Origin of the sequence: Virgibacillus phasianinus (assembly GCF_002216775.1) — a bacterium.
GTDB lineage: Bacteria > Bacillota > Bacilli > Bacillales > Amphibacillaceae > Virgibacillus_F > Virgibacillus_F phasianinus.
On record NZ_CP022315.1, the window covers coordinates 2,199,737 to 2,219,260 of the forward strand.

Annotated in this window: 17 protein-coding genes; 14 read left to right on the forward strand and 3 right to left on the reverse strand. The window is 41.3% G+C overall.

The features are described from left to right. Positions 1-388 precede the first annotated feature (388 nt). A complete protein-coding gene (gene hpaB / locus CFK37_RS10560) occupies positions 389-1,828 on the forward strand; it encodes a 4-hydroxyphenylacetate 3-monooxygenase, oxygenase component (RefSeq protein ID WP_089061818.1) in 1,440 nt (479 codons plus the stop codon). A 145-nt stretch (positions 1,829-1,973) separates the two neighbouring features. After that, positions 1,974-2,729, forward strand: coding sequence for a fumarylacetoacetate hydrolase family protein (locus CFK37_RS10565; protein ID WP_089061819.1), 756 nt, complete (start codon positions 1,974-1,976; stop codon positions 2,727-2,729). A gap of 75 nt (positions 2,730-2,804) precedes the next feature. Here the strand turns inward: CFK37_RS10565 and CFK37_RS10570 are convergent, their stop codons facing one another. Next, entirely contained in the window at positions 2,805-3,995 is a 1,191-nt protein-coding gene (locus CFK37_RS10570; RefSeq protein WP_089061820.1) for an MFS transporter, read from the reverse strand. Between the two features lie 241 nt (positions 3,996-4,236). On the opposite strand from CFK37_RS10570, the gene CFK37_RS20175 reads away from it, so the two are divergent. Beyond that, the gene (locus CFK37_RS20175) at positions 4,237-4,407 is read left to right on the forward strand and encodes a hypothetical protein (protein WP_172840490.1); all 171 of its coding nucleotides are present in this window, start codon (positions 4,237-4,239) and stop codon (positions 4,405-4,407) included. A 66-nt stretch (positions 4,408-4,473) separates the two neighbouring features. Here CFK37_RS20175 and CFK37_RS10575 read toward each other — a convergent pair whose 3' ends face one another. Continuing rightward, complete coding sequence (locus CFK37_RS10575) at positions 4,474-5,637, reverse strand: acyl-CoA dehydrogenase family protein (RefSeq protein ID WP_089061821.1); 1,164 nt, start codon at positions 5,635-5,637, stop codon at positions 4,474-4,476. Positions 5,638-5,833: 196 nt separating this feature from the next. Between CFK37_RS10575 and CFK37_RS10580 the strand changes: the two genes are divergently transcribed. Continuing rightward, on the forward strand, positions 5,834-6,784 hold the full coding sequence (locus tag CFK37_RS10580; RefSeq protein WP_089061822.1) for a dipeptidase: 951 nt from the start codon (positions 5,834-5,836) through the stop codon (positions 6,782-6,784). A gap of 125 nt (positions 6,785-6,909) precedes the next feature. After that, on the forward strand, positions 6,910-7,341 hold the full coding sequence (locus CFK37_RS10585) for a YkvA family protein (protein WP_089061823.1): 432 nt from the start codon (positions 6,910-6,912) through the stop codon (positions 7,339-7,341). A 33-nt stretch (positions 7,342-7,374) separates the two neighbouring features. Here CFK37_RS10585 and CFK37_RS10590 read toward each other — a convergent pair whose 3' ends face one another. After that, complete coding sequence (locus CFK37_RS10590; protein ID WP_089061824.1) at positions 7,375-8,508, reverse strand: M20 peptidase aminoacylase family protein; 1,134 nt, start codon at positions 8,506-8,508, stop codon at positions 7,375-7,377. Positions 8,509-8,665: 157 nt separating this feature from the next. On the opposite strand from CFK37_RS10590, the gene CFK37_RS10595 reads away from it, so the two are divergent. From CFK37_RS10595 to CFK37_RS10635, 9 genes are all read left to right on the forward strand, one after another. Beyond that, on the forward strand, positions 8,666-9,310 hold the full coding sequence (locus CFK37_RS10595) for an SDR family oxidoreductase (RefSeq protein ID WP_089061825.1): 645 nt from the start codon (positions 8,666-8,668) through the stop codon (positions 9,308-9,310). Between the two features lie 261 nt (positions 9,311-9,571). After that, a complete protein-coding gene (locus tag CFK37_RS10600) occupies positions 9,572-10,555 on the forward strand; it encodes a LacI family DNA-binding transcriptional regulator (protein ID WP_089061826.1) in 984 nt (327 codons plus the stop codon). Between the two features lie 6 nt (positions 10,556-10,561). Then, positions 10,562-11,314: an SDR family oxidoreductase gene (locus CFK37_RS10605; RefSeq protein WP_425445384.1), complete on the forward strand. Its 753-nt coding sequence runs from the start codon at positions 10,562-10,564 to the stop codon at positions 11,312-11,314. Positions 11,315-11,584: 270 nt separating this feature from the next. Continuing rightward, positions 11,585-12,910, forward strand: a complete 1,326-nt coding sequence (locus CFK37_RS10610; protein WP_089061828.1) for an ABC transporter substrate-binding protein — start codon at positions 11,585-11,587, stop codon at positions 12,908-12,910. Positions 12,911-13,271: 361 nt separating this feature from the next. Continuing rightward, on the forward strand, positions 13,272-14,573 hold the full coding sequence (locus CFK37_RS10615) for an ABC transporter substrate-binding protein (protein WP_172840563.1): 1,302 nt from the start codon (positions 13,272-13,274) through the stop codon (positions 14,571-14,573). Positions 14,574-14,731: 158 nt separating this feature from the next. Further along, positions 14,732-16,063 carry a carbohydrate ABC transporter permease gene (locus CFK37_RS10620; protein ID WP_089061830.1) on the forward strand — a complete coding sequence of 444 codons (1,332 nt, stop codon included), beginning with the start codon at positions 14,732-14,734 and terminating at the stop codon, positions 16,061-16,063. A gap of 12 nt (positions 16,064-16,075) precedes the next feature. Next, the gene (locus tag CFK37_RS10625) at positions 16,076-16,897 is read left to right on the forward strand and encodes a carbohydrate ABC transporter permease (RefSeq protein WP_089061831.1); all 822 of its coding nucleotides are present in this window, start codon (positions 16,076-16,078) and stop codon (positions 16,895-16,897) included. A gap of 481 nt (positions 16,898-17,378) precedes the next feature. Next, complete coding sequence (locus CFK37_RS10630; protein WP_089061832.1) at positions 17,379-18,458, forward strand: Gfo/Idh/MocA family protein; 1,080 nt, start codon at positions 17,379-17,381, stop codon at positions 18,456-18,458. 15 nt (positions 18,459-18,473) lie between these two features. Continuing rightward, positions 18,474-19,469, forward strand: coding sequence for a Gfo/Idh/MocA family protein (locus tag CFK37_RS10635; RefSeq protein WP_089061833.1), 996 nt, complete (start codon positions 18,474-18,476; stop codon positions 19,467-19,469). The last annotated feature ends 55 nt before the right edge of the window (positions 19,470-19,524 follow it).

The window sequence follows — 19,524 nt, forward strand, 5'->3', positions numbered from 1 at the left end:
TAAAAAATCTAAGGCTTTTCCCAATGGTTCTTGGCGACAAGCCATGATTTTCTAAAGGAATCAGAAAGCATAAAAGATAATCTGTTTAACGCAAGCGCTCAGAAACCTGCTGACCTATGCCTTTCGTATTTTAAAGCTAGTTTTTGTCAGGCTTTGGCATTTTGTCTGACAGGATATTCTGTAGCATGTCATTTCCCGGGAAATAACGACATCGGATATTGACGCCCAAAAATTAGGAACGATAGAAGAGCCACCTAAATAAGATATAACTAAGTGGGCAACTGTTATCTTTTACACTTTAGGAGGGTATAAGTTTTATTGGTATAAAGGTAAGGAATTAGTTTTTGGCAGTTAGCCAAGGTTTTCTAAAAAAGTAAGGGGTGGGCGTATGCCAGCTATAACTGGTAAAGAATATATCAAACGGATTGATAAATTGAAAAATAATGTTTGGATTGATGGCAAGCAGGTGACTGGCAACATCTCGGAGCATCCTGCTTTTAAGGGTGTAATGAAGAGCCAGGCTGCCCTGTACGACTTACAACATGATAAATCAATGAAGGATAGGATGACCTATCCCTCTCCTTTAACAGGCGACCCTGTGGGTGTTTCCTATTTGCAGGCAAAAACCCGGGAAGATTTGGCGCGCAGGCGAGCGATGGTTCAGCAGTGGGCTAAGTCCAATAACGGCATGATGGGTAGAAGTCCCGACTACATGAATACCGTATTAATGGCATTCGCCTCCTCTATTGAATTCTTGCGTGGAAAAGAAAACTGTTTTCCTGAAAATATCACGAAATTCTATGAGTATGCACGAGAAAATGACTTATCCATGACGCATACATTTATTGATCCGCAGGTTAATCGAGCTGAATATTATATGGAAGACACGGAAGAGCCAATCGCTGCTAAAATGGTAGGTAAAACGAAACAGGGGATTGTGATCAAAGGTGCTAGGCTATTGGCAACTCAAGGCGGGATTACGGACGAAATTTTGGTGTTTTCGGCTGGTGGAATATTCGATAAAGCTAATGGATTTGCTTTTTCAATCCCAAGTAATAGCGAAGGATTGAGATTTGTTTGCCGGGAATCATTTGCAGGTGGTGAATCTGCCTATGATTATCCATTAAGCTCCCGTTTTGAGGAAATGGATACGATTGTTGTGTTCGATAATGTGGTGGTTCCGTGGGACCGGGTTTTTTATTATGACAATATTGAGGTTTCTAATACATTCATGGGTGCAAGTTCCTTTCAGCCATTTACGTTGCATCAGGCTGTTTCCAGACAGATTGTTAAAACGGAATTTGTGTTAGGTGTCGTCCAGTCTATTATCGATACCATCAATATTAGTGAATACCAGCATGTACAGGAAAAAGCATCGGAAATTATTGTTGCACTGGAAACGATGAAGGCGCTAGTGATTAAATCAGAGGTTGAGGCCGAAATTGATGAATGGGGTTTTATGCGGCCAGACCGTACTACATTGCAAATTGCTATCAATACATTCCCAAGAATATATCCGCGATTTACTGAGATTATTCAGCAGCTTGGTGCAAGCGGGTTAATGGCAATCCCTACAGAGAATGCCTTTAAATCTAGTGTGCGCCCGGATTTAGATCAATATCTTCAGGCGAAATCACGGAATGCAGAGGACCGGGTCCGCATGTTTCGTTTAGCATGGGATTTAACGATGAGCTCCTTTGGCACAAGAGAAACATTATATGAACGCTATTTCTTTGGTGATCCAATCAAACTATCTAGTCAATTGTATTTTACCTATGATAAAAATGAATATGTGGAGCGGGTTAAGAAACTTTTGAAGGAAAAATAAATTGTTTACAGAGTAATCGGGTGGTTTAGGGTCCCGCCCGATTTTTAACTCAGTATCAAGGTTAAAATCTTGAACAACAACTAGCTTATCGATATAATTTTTAATACAAAGTTTTTAAAAAATAGTAAAGTTGAGGTGTCCGTCTATGAAATACATAAGGTTTCAATATAATGATGAGGTAATGTACGGAACGCTTGCAAATGAACAAATTACAAAGCTGTCTGGTGACTTTTTAGATAAGCGGGCTGTTCCATTAGATGAAACTTACGATTTAAACGATGTGAAGGTACTATCGCCAGTCAATCCAGGAAAAATGGTCGCAATTGGTTTAAATTATGAAGAACATGCAAAAGAACAAAAAAAGCCCATACCAGAAGAACCGATGATGTTCATGGTATCACCAACAGCGGTTATTAATGATGACGAAGAAATTTTACTGCCTACCACTGATCGTTTGATAGAGTTTGAGGCGGAACTTGCAGTAGTGATTGGTACGAAAGCAAAAAATGTCAAGAAGCAGGACGCACTATCCTACGTTTTTGGTTATACATGCGCCAATGATGTGTCAGATCGGGATTTACAAAAGAAGGACGGACAGTATACACGTGCCAAATCATTCGATACATTTAAACCACTTGGTCCAGTAATTGCAACAGAATTAAACCCTAATAACCTGAACATCAGCCTGGAATCAAATGGGGAGGTAAGACAAAATTCCAATACATCCGATTTAATTCATGATGTGGAAAGTGTTATTGAACATGTCACTGAGGTAATGACACTATATCCGGGTGATGTGCTGTTAACTGGTACACCATCCGGAGTTGGGGCCCTTCGTTCTGGAGATAGGATTGAAATAGAGATAGAAGGGATCGGCAAATTGAAGAATCAGGTCGGTTAATAGATTTACATCATTAAAAAATACAGTGGGGCTGTAACTGCCCTACTGTATTTTGTTCTATATACCTTGAATTCTTTATCCTCTTTTGGGTACTGGGCGTATCGGCAGTAAACTTCCGATCAGTGCAATAGCTGCACTTGCTAAGAACAATTCTTTAAAACCAAATATGGCAATTCCGGCCACGCTGCTGAAAATAATCAAATCACAGACGGAGTCGACAATCGACAGTAACGAAATGGTTGTCGCCCTCACATGCGAAGGAATAATATCATTAGCCAACTGGGCGTATACGGGATAACGGACTGTTCGCACAAAGCGCAGGATTAACATTGTAATAAGTAAAATCCACAGTGTTTCCCGGTAGTAGGCAACCAATACTAATCCGGTAACACCCAACCCGCCAGTTACATATAAAACCTTAATTCGGGAAAACCGGGATGTAATCCATCCAATTGAACGGGAAACGAAAAAACTTAGTAAGGACAGCCCTGCAAATACGAAACCGATTAAATAAACCGGTAAATCGGCATCACTAAGTAATTTGTCACTAAACTTATCGAATATCGCCGCTGTCGGGATGAAGACGAGCGTAATATTTAGGAACATCCATAACACTTGGGGAGCCCTTTTGATAGCCAGTATTCCTTCTTTTACTTGCTTAAATGGTTTTTCCCGATAGTTACCCTGGCCTTGTGAATCTTTAACATAAAATAGTAGACCAACTTGAACGGACTGGAAAACTAGACCCAACAAGATGAGCAGGATGAACTGATCATTGGTTAAATCTTTTGCGATAATCGCACCTAAAATAAGTGCAAAAACCATGACAATAAATTGCGCAGACTGAATAATTCCTAGTGCTTTATCCATTAAATTTTCTTCATTTGATTCTTTCAATGATTCATAGATTAATGCTTCATCTGCTCCGCTAAAGAAAGTCACTGCAAATCCGCTTAAAAGGCTGCTTGCAAAAAACATCCAAGGGTCATATGCAAAGACAAGCATTCCATGGCTAATCATACTTAACATAGCGCCAATAATAAATGATCGTTTTGCGCCATAACAATCGGCGAACATACCTGTTGGAACCTCGCCGATTAATACACCGGTGCTCCAAAAAAGCAATACCCAGAGAATAGATGCCTCATCCAATCCTCGGGCAAAATAGAATAAAGCCAGGACCGGCTGAATAAATCGAACACTCCCAAATAATTCCGCCCAAAATAATACACGTACATTATGTGATGCCAATGTGCCTGTTTTCAATTTTTTATCCTCCTGCTTGGTTTATTCAGCTAATAAACAAACAAGAGTGAATGAGTATGGACTGCTATCTACTTATCCGAATTTTTTCACCCCTGTTTGTTGGACTTGAAAAAATGTTGATTTTTTTTGCATGTCAAATTCCTCCTCGTTAATATCTAACGCTAATTATACAGAATTGGTTGAAAAAGAAAAGAATGACTTACGCGGTTGGCAATCTTCCTTATTGAAGGGAGGTTGTAGGATGACGGCATTTGAAGCATTAAACTTGATCGAACTATTTGGTTTGTTACAAATTGTTACGATTGTCGTTTACCTAAACATTAGAAAAACTTGCCTTATCGTCAAGCATTATGGTGAAAGCCTTAGTTTTACATATACTTTGATCCTTAAAACCCTTTATATTAAAAAGTAAAAAGAAGTAACCGCCCCCTACCAGGTCAGCGCTTACTTCTAATTATTCTATCAAACATAGCAAATTTTACTTCTTATCCCTTTGCCTTGCAATGGACGTGGATGCAAGCTGCATGACTGTCATGTCATCCATTGGCGGGTTGTGTATCCCAGCACGGACATCACGGTAATAGCGCTGTAATGGATTTTGTCTGGATAAGCTTCTGGCACCAGCAATCCGCATGGCCAGGTCAACAATTTCCACTGCCTGATTCACAACAGAAAGCTTTACTGCGCCAAGCTCCGGTTTCATTGTTTGACGAACATCTTCACTGCTCTCATCCCATTTTCTTGCTACTGAATACAAAAAGTGCTGGTTCTGCATCACGCGCAATTCCATTTCACCGATCTTTTGCTTAACGTTAGGCAGTTCCGAAATAGTGCCGTTAATGCTGTTAGGTGAATAGTTTGTGGCGAATTCAACCGCATACTTCTGTGCAGCACGTGCTATACCAAGATAACATGCTGGAATATGCAATAGCCATCCCGTCGCTGGTTTCTTGCCGGGTGTCATATACTGAACAAGATCACTATCATCAACTTTTACATCATTCAGAACTAAATCGTGACTGCCGGTTCCCCGCATTGCAATGGAATCCCAGGTCTCATCCACTTCCAGTCCGCTTCGTTCTCGTTTGATTAAAAAGTTGGCAACCTGATCACTGCCGTCAATTGAAGCACTAACAACAAAATAACTTAAAATTGGTGCCAGGGTAGTAAACGTTTTTCGGCCATTAATGATCCAGCCATCTTTGGTTTTCGATGCTACAGTTTCTGGTTTGCCGCCTCGGGTGGGGCTTCCGGTAGCTGGTTCCGTAGCAGCATTGTTTAATAGCGCCCCAGTTTCAAGAACGTCCCTGGTAAATGCCTGATATTTCGCCTCCTCCCAGATGTGGTGTTCACCAAGAAATTTAGTTAGTCCCATGTGCCAGCCAATGGAAAGCGCGGTTGAGCCATCCGCTTTGGCAATCGTTTCCTGATGTCGTAACATTTCATACAGGGAAATCCCTAGACCACCATACTCTTTAGGTACGGTTAATGCGGGATAGCCTATTTCTTTTAAAACCTTAAAGTTTTCAAAAGGAAATGAAGCTTTTTCATCGTATTCTTGCGATCTATCGGTAAAAGGCTTTACTTTTTCTTCTAATGCTGCGATTCTTTCTTCCATTGTAGTAAGGTCAGTTAACTTCATGGATAAACCTCCTCCATTTATTCATATAAATTTAGTCGGGATTATTTTCTATATTATTTCACTAAGACAAGTGTTGTGTAAAGCGATAAACCTTTGTGCTACCCAAGGGACAAGAATATTCTGTAAACGTTAAAGTAATGTGATAAACTAGAACTATATCAGTTGGAGAAGAATAATAGAAAGGGGATTTATAGGGATGAAAATAATCGATACACACTGTGATGCACTACTAAAGCTACAGCTTGCGAAACGAGGAATGTTTCAAGAGGGAGCAGCACTTGACTATACAACTTCTAAACATCTAAATACCAATCTACATAATTTACAGACCGGTCGAGTAATGGGCCAGTTCTTTGCTATTTTCATTAATCCAGATGTGCCTTCCGATGAAAAATGGCAGCATGCATTGGAACAAATTGATTTATTTTATACCGAAATACTTGGAAAAAATCCAAAGATGAAGCACATCAAATCATGGGCAGACTTTGATCGTCTGCAAGATGGTGAGATTGCCGCGGTACTGACATTGGAGGGTGCGGATGCATTTGGAAATGACCTAGTAAAACTCAGGCATCTGTATCGTCTTGGGGTATTATCTATCGGACTAACATGGAATAATGCCAATCTTTGTGCTGATGGGGCTGGGGAGCCGCGTGGGGGAGGACTCACATTACTTGGTAAAGAAGTGGTAAAACTAAATAATGAAAATCACGTTTTCACTGATGTTTCTCATTTACCGATTAAAGGTTTCTGGGACGTCATGGAAACAGCGAAATATCCAATTGCTAGTCATTCAAATGCGCGCAGCCTTTGTGATCATGTGCGAAATCTGAACGATGAACAGGTTAAGGCGATGTTCGCGAACAACGGGAACATTCATGTTGTTTTCAACCCGCCATTTATTGATGAAAGTGAAAAAGCAAGTTTAGCAGATCTTATCAAGCACATTGATCACCTATGTTCACTTGGTGGTGTCAAACAGATTGGCTTCGGTTCTGATTTTGATGGTATATCTACGTTTGTGACCGATTTGGAGGATTCATCTAAATACCAAAATTTGATTAATGAATTGCTTAAACACTATTCTGAGGATCAGGTTAAAGGTTTTGCCTACCAAAACTTCTTAAGGAATCGGCCTGGATTGTAGTGTGCAAAAAATGTAAAAAAGGAGAAGCTGTCCGATTGTATGTTTAAAATTTGCATTTCCGCTGTTTAAATTCTACCATATAGCATAAGCTTACTATAGTGTAGAAATTTGCAGGAGGATTTGACATGAATTACAAAGATAAATTGGCGAAACTTGACCCGGCTAAAGCGATTAAAGGAAGTCAGAAATATTTCTCGGAAAATAAGTTTGGTGCAAAGATGTTTAAGTACTCGAAAATACTTGGAACAAAATTGGCCTATTACAGCTTTTTACTGTTCTATACATTTAAAAGTCAAAATACACCTAAATCAGCAAAACTAACGATTGCTGGGGCGCTTGGCTATCTCATATTGCCGGTTGACCTGATCCCGGACTTTATTCCCTTAGTCGGAATAACCGATGACAGTGCCGTGATTGTTTATGCGATCTATCAAATTATTTCCCATATAGATGAGCCAATTAAACAGAAGGCAGACGAGAAAATGAAAAAGTATTTTGGCGAAGATTATGATAAAAAGGATATAGACAGGGATTTAGTGATCGATCAAAAGGAATAGGTATATAAAAAGGTAGTGCGACCTGTTGCCGCACTACTTTTTTATTCCATACGTTTGCAGGATGGCATGGTAAAGGATTTTCACCCCGTTAAGCAGAGCCGTTTTGTTAAATGTCATGGCTGGGTGATGCAGGCCAGGTTTAAGATTGCAGCCAAGGCCAACCATCGTTGCTTTTAGTGCCGGTTTTTTGATTGTATAATAATGAAAATCGTCACCACCAGGTGTGACGAGAGGAGGGGCAATCTTTCCTGCACCCAAAGAATGTCCAATAGCTTGCTTCATGATGCCGATTGCTTCTTTATTTGTCTTTGCTGCTACCACTCCGCTTACTTCATCGACTGAAATGGAAATATCATATAGATCACTGATTGCAGTAAAGATTCCCTGAACCTTTTTTTCCAGTTGATTAATAAGCTCGTTTGATTGCGCGCGCATATCAACGGAAAACGTTGCACTTCCCGGGATAATGTTTATGCTCTCACCACCCGCATGAAATGACGTCATCTTCACTGTATGCGGAATCCGTGGATCAAGATGGATATTGTTCATCATGTCAACAAGCTGTGCACCAATTTCAATTGCATTATGATTAAGATGGGGCCTTGCGCCATGTGCGTCATGTCCCTTAATTGTTGCACGATATTTTCGTGTTGCACCATGGACAATTACTGGGGTTGCATAGCCCATTTGTGTTTCTTGTGCAGGTCGCAGGTGAATGCCGAATAAGTAATCGACATTATCGATTCCCCCCTTTTCAACCATTTTTAATGCCCCGGCGCTTTTTTCTTCTGCTGGTTGAAAAATAAATTTTACAGCAATCTGGTCGTGAAGCTCGGGATTTTCTTTTAAGGCCCAAAGCAGGCCAAGTACCATTGCCATATGGGCATCGTGTCCACAGGAATGATTAGCTTGGAAAACTCCATTGACTTCCTGCCAGAGAGCATCCATATCGGCCCGGATTGCAACAATGGGTAACCCCTTGGTGAAGTGTCCAAACTCACCGATTACGCCTGTGCAATCGTCAAAAGTTGTTACACGACAACCACTTTCCTTGAGTATATTGGCCACATACTTCGTGGTATTATGCTCTTTCCAGCTGATTTCTGCATTGCCATGCAAAAATGTAAATGTTTCCTGAATCCGTTGGTTGATAGTATTCCATTTCATACACTTTCATCCTTGTTTAAGATTATCATTGCTTCTCCTATAGTATACGAAATAATTAAGATAATAGCTCCAATTATTTTCAGGCAGGTTTAATAGTCCCGGTTAACGGCAACATATTATTATGTGATGATAATCAGATAAAAGGAGTAGATATATAATGAAAGTATTAGTAGCTGGAGCAAATGGCCATACAGGTCGTTTATTAATTCAGTATTTAAAAAAGGATGGGCATGAGCCATATGCCATGATTCGGAAAAATGAACAAAAGCCGGAGATGGAGAAGCTTGGTGGAATTCCTGTTGTTGCTGACCTTGAAGGTGATGTTGGCCATGCAGTGCGCGGAATGGATATTGTGATGTTTGCAGCGGGATCAGGAAGTAAAACTGGAACAGATAAAACCACAGCGGTTGACCGTGATGGCGCCATAAATCTAATGAAGGCAACGGAGAAAACAGGGGCGAAGAAATTCATCATGCTGAGCAGCTTTGGTGCGGGACGTGAGCTTGGTAAACCAGAAAAAGGCAATGAAACGATGTATCATTACACAAAGATGAAAAAGGAAGCTGATGAGTACTTGATGGGTACAGAATTAGATTATACGATTGTGCGTCCCGGCGGCCTTACCCATGAAGAAAGCACGAGCAAAATCAAGGTAGGGGATGAACTCGAACGCGGAACCATACCCCGTGCAGATGTAGCGAAAACAATGATTGCTGCAATCCAGGAACCAAATGCCTTTCATAAAGCATTTGAAATGATTTCTGGTGACGTGCAAATTGAAGATGCATTAAAAAGTCTTTAAAAAGAAAAATTATAGGTAATAAGAAAAGTAAGGAGGTTGCCCTTCGTTTTGAGGGTGACCTCCTTATTTTTACACTTAAGGAAAGTATAAAAATTTAAAGGAATTAAGTATAAGCAAAACTACGGCATTAGCTATTAAGGACAAGGCGAATGCCGGGTTTTTCTAATAATTGTTAGGACTATATTGACAAAATCAACCTTGAATTATAAGATTAATTGTAATCGTTTTCAATAAATTTACAATTGGAAAGTAGGAGATCTCGTGGCAAATATTCAAGAAGTGGCTCAGAAAGCAGGAGTTTCCGTTGCTACGGTTTCACGGGTGTTTAATAATCGAAGTACTGTTGCAAAAAAGACTAGGATGAAAGTGGAACAAGCGATAGATGAGCTGAATTATGAACCGAGCGTACTCGGGCGTAATTTAAGAAACTCAGAAAGCCGCTTACTTCTTGTTCTCATTCCAAGCATTTCAAATCCTTTTTACTCCGATATTATCAATGGAATTGAAGATACTGCAATTGGTCTTGGATACAATATTCTTCTTTGTGAGACGGATTCAAACCCGGACAGAGAGGCAATTTATTTTAACTTAATTCGAAACCGGCTGGCAGATGGGATTATTTCAATGGATCCATCGGTAAATAAGAGTAAATTAATTGAGCTGGCCGGTCAGTATCCAATTGTGCAATGCAGTGAGTTTGATGAAGGGGCAAACATCTCGTATGTGACGATTAACAATGAGCTTGCGGCTTATCATGCTGTTAAACATCTGATTAAGATTGGCCAGAAAAAAATAGGGTTAATTAACTCGGATGAGAAATTTTTATATGCACGTGAGCGGCGTCGCGGTTATGAAAAGGCGATGGATGAATTTGGTTTAATGATTGAACCGGACTGGATTTACAATACTGCATCGCTGGCCTTTGAGGATGGAAAGCTCGCTATGCGAAAGCTGCTTGATTTGCCGGAGCGGCCAACGGCGGTGTTTGCCGTCTCGGACATTTTGGCAATTGGAGCATTAAAAGAAATTAATTCGTCTGGCTTACAGGTCCCCGGTGATATTGCGATTATCGGATTTGATAAAATTGCTTTTTCAAACATGACACACCCAACGTTAACAACTGTTTCGCAGCCCATGTATAAGATGGGGTGTATTTCAGCAAACATGATTATGAATAAAATTAAGGGAAAGCAAGTGGATAGTATTATTTTGGATCATGAACTGGTGATTCGCGAATCTACTTAAGAGGTGATAATTTTGCAGAGAAAAGTTGCGATTGTGACTGGTGTCAGTCATACGGATGGTATTGGTGCGGCTGTGTGTCGCAAGCTTGCTGCTGACGGGAATTCCATTTTCTTCACATATTGGCAAGCAGATTCTGGTTTTGTGGAAAGCTTTCAACAGGAAATCCGTACGTCAGGCGTTGAATGTGTCGGTGCAGAGTTTGATTTGTCTGAAGCGAAAGTGCCATATCAGTTACTCGATAACGTGCAAAAACAGTTAGGTATACCAGCAATTTTAGTAAACAATGCTGCTTATTCTACCATGGATGGATACCAGGAGCTGGATGCCGAAACGCTGGATGCACACTATGCGGTAAACATGCGGGCTACTTTTTTACTATGCGTGGAATTTGCTCGACGGGTTGAAACGTCTGGCTGTTTTGAAGGACGGATTATCAATATGACTTCCGGTCAAGCGGAGGGACCAATGGTAGATGAGCTGGCGTATGGTGCAACAAAGGCAGCAATATCAGGGTTTACCCTGTCATTATCGGCAGAAATCGCACCGCTTGGCATTACAGTGAACGCGGTTAATCCTGGCCCGACGGATACAGGCTGGATGACTGAGGAAATCAAACAGGAACTGTCAGGAAAGTTCAGGATGGGCCGTATGGGATTGCCAACAGATGCTGCACGCTTAATTGGGTTTCTGGCTAGTGATGATGCAGCATGGATCACAGGGCAGGTCATCAATTCGGAAGGCGGCTTTCTGCGTTCGTAAGTGGGCGTCTTGAAAATGAAAGAACCTGTTAGGTAATGTTTTGATGATTGTGTTTTTTCGACATTTTTTTTAGGTAGACTTATGTACTGTCAGAACGGTCTTCTGGGTGATTTTATTGAAATGACTTAGCAAAAAAGTTATTGACACGGTTTTAACTTATTGTATAATAAAGTGCAAGATGTAATCGATTTCATTTTTTGGAAAATTGAGTTTGCGCGATAATTGATTTTCCAAACGCTGGAATCAAACCACTAAAAAGGGGGAATCGATTTGAAATTATGGAAGAGTGCTTTAGGTAGTCTGTGGGTAATCGCAATGGTCATTTTATTAGTAGCTTGTAGCAACGCAGATTCAACTAACAGCAAGGATGAGTCAAAAGGAAATGATGATACTTCATCTGAGGCGGATGCAGCTTCTGATGAAGAAGTTACAATCGTATATGCACGTGGTGTTGACACAACTGGAGCAAATAAAAAACTAGTTGCAGCGTTTGAAAAATCTCACCCAAATATTAATGTGGAATACCGTGAGATGCCTGCTGACACGGGGCAACAACATGATCAGTATGTAACCGCTTTCAGTGCACAAAGCTCAGAAATAGATGTTTTTGATGCAGATGTTATCTGGCCTGCTGAATTTGCGCAAGCGGATTATGCATTAGAACTGGACCGTTTCATTAAAAAAGATGGAATTGATATGGATGCCTATTTCGAGGGGACTGTAGCATCCGGCAAATTTAATGGGAAACAATGGGCGATGCCAAAATTCACGGATGCGGGTGTACTTTATTACCGTTCTGATATCGTAGAAGAACCCCCAGCAACATGGGATGAACTAATGGAACAGGCAAGCTCGTTAAAAGGTGAAGCTGGAACTGAATTTGGTTATATTATGCAGGCTGCTCAATATGAAGGCTTGGTTTGTAACGCAATTGAGTTCATTGCATCATATGGCGGGGCCATTATTGACGAGGAAAATAATGTGGTTGCGAATAGTCCTGAAACTGTGAAGGCTATTAAAAAAATGAAGGAAATCGTAAATTCCGATTTCGTTCCTGATAATATTTTAAACTTCATGGAAACAGAAACAGAAACTGCATTTATCGAAGGAAAATCGGTATTTGCTCGCAACTGGCCGTATATGCAGGCATCTGCAGCTGATGAATCCCGCTCAAAAGTTGCTGGAAATGTAGAAATTACAACACTTCCAAAGGGTGATGCAGGCAACGCATCTACTCTAGGCGGATGGATGACAATGATTAATCGTTACTCAGAGCATCCAGAAGCAGCTTGGGAATTTGTGAAATTCATGACTGGCCCTGAAGGTCAAAAAATCACAGCAACCGAGGGAGGATCTGCACCAACCCTAAAAGCACTTTATGATGACAAAGAAGTAAAAGAAGCTAGTCCGTTATTTGCTAATCCGGAGTTCGTTAAAGTATTGGAAAGTGCTGTTCCAAGACCGGTAACACCAATTTATCCAAAGATCTCTGACATCATGCAAATCGAACTTTCAAAAGCGCTGGCTGGAGAACAAACAGCTGAAGAAACAGCAAAAAATATGCAAACAAAAATTGAAAGTGCGGTAAGTGAATAATAGGTAAAAAGAAATGACAAGAAATTATGAAACTATCAAACCAGTAAGAAAAGCGGAAGCGCCCGTTTAGAAGCGGACGCATAAGCAAGGGACCGTAGAACGCATGGGTTTAGCGTTCGTAGTGTCCATTGCTTATGACGGCAGTCTTTGGGCGCTGGAGCCAGACAAGAAAAGCGCAGGCGCCCCGTTTAGAAGCGGACGCATAAGCAAGGGACCGTAGAACGCATGGGTTTAGCGTTCGTAGTGTCCATTGCTTATGACGGCAGCTTTTGGGCGCTGGAGCCAGACATATTTTATAGATTCTTATCTTTTAAATAAGAAAGGGGACCTTTTTTTGAAGTTTTGGAACAAAGGGTTAGGTATGTTATGGATAATTGGGTTAGTTCTCTTGCTGGCAGCCTGCAGCAACTCAGGATCAGGAAGTAAGGATGACGCAGGAGATAAGGCAGAAAAAGATTCATCATCTGAGCAAGATAAGGCATCTGATGAAGAAGTCACTATAGTTTATGCACGCAATGTTGATTCTACAGGTGCAATTGATCTTGTAATTGAGGCATTTGAGGAGAAGTTTCCAAATATAAATGTGAAATATCGTGAAATGCCAGCGGACAGTGGCCAAACACATGATCAATACGTAACGGCCTTTAGCGCAAAAAGTTCTGAAATCGATGTATTCAACGCCGATGTAATTTGGCCGGCAGAGTTTGCGCAGGCTGACTATGCGTTAGAGTTAGATCGCTTTATTCAAAAGGATAATATTGATATGGATGCCTATTTTCCGGGGACGGTAGCATCTGGGAAATTTAATGGAAAACAGTGGGCAATGCCCAATTATACTGATGCCGGTGTTCTTTACTACAGATCAGATATTGTCGATGAACCGCCAAAAACATGGGATGAATTGATCGAAATGGCAGGTAAATATCAGGGCGAAAAAGGAACAGAATTCGGCTACATTATGCAGGCAGCACAATATGAGGGCTTAATAACCAATGCTATCGAGTATATTGCCTCTTACGGTGGCCAAATTGTTGATGAGGAAAACAATGTAGTAGCTGATAGCCCCGAGACAATTAAAGCTATTAAGAAAATGAAGGAAGTTGTAAATTCCGATTTTGTTCCAGATAACATTACAAATTTTAAAGAGGTAGATACGGAAACAGCATATATTGAGGGTAATTCAGTGTTTGCTCGTAATTGGCCGTATATGCAAGCATCTGCAGCTGATGAGGAACGTTCAAAAATTGTTGGTAATTCAAAAATTACCACGATGCCTGCTGGTGACGAGGGAAGCGCGTCAAGTCTAGGTGGATGGATGGCAATGATTAACCGCTATTCTGAACATCCGGAGGCTGCATGGGAATTCGTGAAATTTTTAACTGGACCAGAAGGACAGAAAATCACAGCAATTCATGGCGGACGTGCCCCAACGTTAAAAGCACTTTATGATGATCCGGAAGTGAAAGAAGCGAGTGCATTATTTGCCAATCCGGATTTTAAAAAGGTATTGGAAAATGCTGTTTCAAGACCAGTAACACCAATTTATCAGGAACTTTCTGATATTATGCAAATCGAATTATCAAGAGCATTAGCCGGGCAACAAACCGCAGAAGAAACCGCAAAAAATATGCAAATGAAGATTGAAAAAGCAATGAACGAATAATTTCCGTAAGGGAACGGTTGAAACTGGACAATTGAAAAGAAGGCAAGGTGAGAGGGGGCCCTCATCGCCTTGCCTTTTCTATAAACTATGAACCTATGTTCCACTAAACAGGCGTCTGCGATTTTAATTTTACATATCTGTCTAATAGGAGGGAAATTATGGGGGACAAGAAGAAAGCGAAGTTCCAGCTGAACGAGAAACAGCTTGGCTATGCGATGGTTATTCCTTCACTGATTTTGGTAATTGTCGTCATTCTATGGCCAGTTGCCCAGTCGTTTTGGAATAGTTTGTTTGACTACAGACTAAATGATCCCGCACGTTCTGAAACATTGCTTGGTTCAAATATTGATTTGGAGAGCTATCTCGATAACTACTTTTATATTGAGGGACAATTGGAGGAATTAAAAGATTCAACAAAGAAGGAAGATGTAAAAGGAACAATTACTTCTATTGAAGAAGGGGTCAACAAGTATCATAGTGAATTAATCAGTGATGATGCGGTCAAGAAAAAGGTGGATAAAATCAACGAGATGCTGATGAGTTATACGCCTGTTACCAATGATGAATTGAAATATAATGAGGTAGATAATGATTTCGCGGAAGCATATCGGTCCGCACTTGACTCATATCAAAAAGATCTGTCACAAATTGCTGAATCGATTAATGATGATGCATTAAGTGAAAAATTTAAACAAACAGCTGGTCTGCTAGGTAGTACGAGTGAAACGATATTGGAATCGAATTTCGTTGGACTAGATAATTACATTAATTATTTCCAGGATAAACGAATGTGGAAATCCATCTGGAACACGACATTTTTTACTGTTGTTTCCGTTGCCTTTGAGTTGGTGCTGGGGCTGGCGATTGCGTTGCTCATTAACCGGGCCTTTAAAGGCAGGGGAATAATCCGGGCATCTGTGCTGATTCCATGGGCAATTCCGACAGCAGTTGCTGCAATGATGTGGGGATTCCTATATGACGGGCAATCGGGTATTGTCGCTCATTATTTGCAAGTGCTGCACCTTATTCCTGACGCTTCCTGGCTCCTGTCAACTGCGAATGGTGGTATGTTTTCAGTGATTTTGGCAGATATTTGGAAAACAACACCGTACATGGCTTTATTGCTTTTGGCGGGTCTGCAGACTATACCGGCTTCATTGTATGAGGCATCTGATGTAGATGGTGCAAATAAGTTTCAGCAGTTTTGGAGTATCACGTTGCCGTTGCTAAAGTCATCCATCTTAGTTGCATTACTATTCAGAACACTGGATGCATTCCGGGTGTTCGACCTCATTTATGTATTGACCGGTGGAGGACCAGCCAACGCAACTGAATCGATATCAATTTACGCATATAAAACATTGTTTGCTCAACAGAACTTCGGTGAAGGTTCAACACTTTCCGTTATTGTGTTTTTGTGTGTAGCAATTATTAGTTTTATCTATGTAAAATTAATCGGTTCAGAACTATTCGCAGGTCGTTCGAAATAAGGGGGGTACGAAATGAAGAAGCGAGCAGGAATAGGATTTTATGTTTTTCTAGTTATATTTGTTTTTCTTGTCATGTTTCCGTTTATCTGGGTGTTTTTAACATCAGTTAAGCCCCCGGGTGAAATATTTTCATCATTTAAATGGTTTACCAGTAGTCCGACGCTGGAGTCGTATACGGCTGCATTGACGCACCGGCCATTGCTTCGGTATATGCTAAACAGTTTCGTTGTAGCGTCTTTAACAACTATTTTGTCACTGGCGTTTGCGTCCTTTACGGCATACGCGGTTACAAGATTGCCAATTAAAGGTAAGGGTCTGATACTGGGGATCGTACTTGCGGCATCCATGTTTCCGCAGATTGCGATTATCTCACCAATGTTTAATTTGATTACGGGACTTGGGCTTCGAAACAGCTATTTAGGATTGGTTATTCCATATATCACAATTAGTTTACCGTTATCAATCTGGATACTCTCAACGTTTTTCCAAAAAATTCCATATGAACTTGAAGAATCTGCTAAGCTTGATGGGGCAAGTCCATTTCAAACGTTCAGGAAAGTTATTTTCCCACTAGCGACACCGGGAATCTTTACTACTGGAATTCTGGTATTTATTGCCGCCTGGAATGAATATTTATTTGCGTTAACAATTAACACTGCGGATAATTGGCGGACAGTGCCAGTCGGTATCTCACTCTATCAGAGTCAGTTTTCCATTCCGTGGGGGGATATCTCTGCGGCAACCGTTATTGTTACCATTCCAATCGTAATTTTGGTACTCATTTTCCAAAAACGGATTGTATCTGGTCTGACTTCAGGGTCTGTTAAAGAATAAGGCTGTTTATGCATAGTTTGTTGTAATATCACTGCAGTTGATACTGCGACGTAACTAAAAATCATGTTTGGTGGCCTAGCGACCGCTACGGAAAAACACTGCGCTTTCCGTGGGCAGCTGATGAGCCTCCTCGAGCTTACGCTCTGTGGGGTCTCATCGAGGCTTCTGCTCCCACAGGAGTCTCCGTGTTTTTCCTCCGCTAAGACGGGACTTGGCAACGATATCTGCTTATCCACTAATACGATGGTGTGTCTTAAGACCCCGCAGAGTGGGCGATGATGAGGGCCAACTAAAATCGCCCTTTGCGGGCAACGTTGGCATACCCCTTGCCGGGGCAAGGAGGCTTAAGCCGTGCCCGCGGAAAGCAACGGTCCGCAGCGGAAAACAACCCAGCGCATACGTCGCGGTTTATGGATTTTGTGTCAAAAACAATAATTTAGAAATCAGCCAAGAATAATAATGATAAAAGGATGATGAATAAATGGAAAAAGTACATGTAGCGATTATTGGATGTGGCGGTATTGCGAATGGCAAGCATCTGCCAAGTTTAAAAAAAGTAGAACAGGTTGAATTGGTGGCGTTTTGTGATACAGATGTGCAGAAGGCCCAAGCTGCCAAAGACGCGTATGGTACTGCTGATGCAATGGTATATCAGGATTATCAGGAATTGCTGAAGGACGCTTCGATTGATGTGGTTCATGTTTGTACACCAAACATTTCACATGCGGAAATTTCCATTGCTGCAATGAAGGAAGACAAACATGTGATGTGTGAAAAGCCGATGGCAAAATCATCTGAAGAAGCAAAACAAATGGTTGCCGCTGCTGAAGAAACAGGTAAGAAGCTGACAATCGGGTACCAGAATCGCTTCAGGCAGGATAGCCAATATTTACGTAAGGTCTGCCAACGTGGGGATTTAGGTGATGTCTATTTCGCTAAAGCACATGCGATCAGGCGTCGTGCTGTACCTACATGGGGTGTATTTTTAGATGAAGAAAAGCAGGGTGGTGGACCATTAATTGATATCGGGACACATGCACTCGATTTAACTTTATGGATGATGGATAACTATAAACCGAAATCCGTGATGGGATCAACCTTTCATAAATTGGGTGAGCGTAAAAATGCTGCAAACGCTTGGGGACCATGGGATCCGGAAAAATTCACGGTTGAGGATTCTGCATTTGGATTTATTACGATGGAAAACGGTGCAACCATTGTGCTTGAGTCCAGCTGGGCATTAAACTCATTGGAAGTTGACGAGGCAAAGTGCTCGCTTAGTGGTACAGTAGGCGGCGCTGATATGAAGGATGGATTGCGCATTAATGGGGAAGAGTTTGGCAAGCTTTATACAACAAATGTAGAACTGGAAAATGGCGGTGTTGCTTTTTATGATGGCAACGATGAAACGGATGCAGATCTTGAGGCTAGACTTTGGATTGAAAGCCTGTTAAATAATACAGAGGCGACTGTTAAGCCAAAAGAGGCACTTGTTGTCACACAAATTCTGGAGGCAATCTATGAATCTGCCAGAACAGGAAAAGCCGTTTATTTCGATTAAGGGGGTATCAGGGCAATGAATGTAGCGTTGTTAAGCAGATGGCATGTTCATGCAGATGATTATGCCCGTGCGGTTCATGAAAACGATCAATTAACCATTGGACTTGTCTGGGACGAGGATGCAAAACGTGGTGAGGAATGGGCTAGAGAGCTTGGTGTACCGTTTGAATGTAATTTAGAGGCAGTATTATCCAATCCCGAAATAGATGCGGTCGTAGTAAGCACACCAACCAATTTGCATAAGGAAATTATCCTGGCTGCGGCCAGTCATAACAAACACATTTTTACTGAAAAGGTATTAGATTTTACCGTTCAGGACTGCGAGGAAATTTATGAAGCAGTGGATGCACATGACGTTATGTTGATGGTTTCCTTGCCACGTTTAACGGAAAAAGAATTTTTGGCTGCGGAAAGAGCGCTGGCAGAAGGATGGCTCGGCAAGTTAACGATGATTCGATGTCGTCTCGCCCATAATGGTGCTGTCTTATATGATGGGAAAACAGAAGGGTGGTTACCGGCCCGTTTTTTTAATAAACAGCAAACAGGTGGCGGAGCGCTGATTGATCTTGGTGCACATCCGATTTATCTAACCAATCGGCTTGCCGGAAAAGCGCAGGCTGTCAGTGCCCGGTTGAAAAGAAGCAATCCAAATGAGGTTGATGAAAGTGGCGCTGTTCTGGTTGACTATCAATCTGGTGCACTTGGAATCATAGAGACTAGTTTTTTATCACATGGGAGCCCGTTTCAACTGGAGTTATATGGAACAGAGGGAACCTTACTCTGCAGGAACGGTTCGATTCAAATGACAAGCATGCATCATGGTAACGGTGAATGGATAAATATGGAGAGTGATTTACCTGATGTGTCCACGCCAATGGAGCAATGGGTAGCACAAATCAGTGAAGGTGTAATGCCGACCATTACCAGGGAAGATGTGATTCAATTAACCAAAATAAATGATGGTGCAGCGCTGTCTGATCTTGAGGGACGCCGTGTCGTTTTTGAACTTTAACAGGGAGTATAAATCTTTATCGATATAAAAGAATCTAAGGCTTTCAAGGGTATTA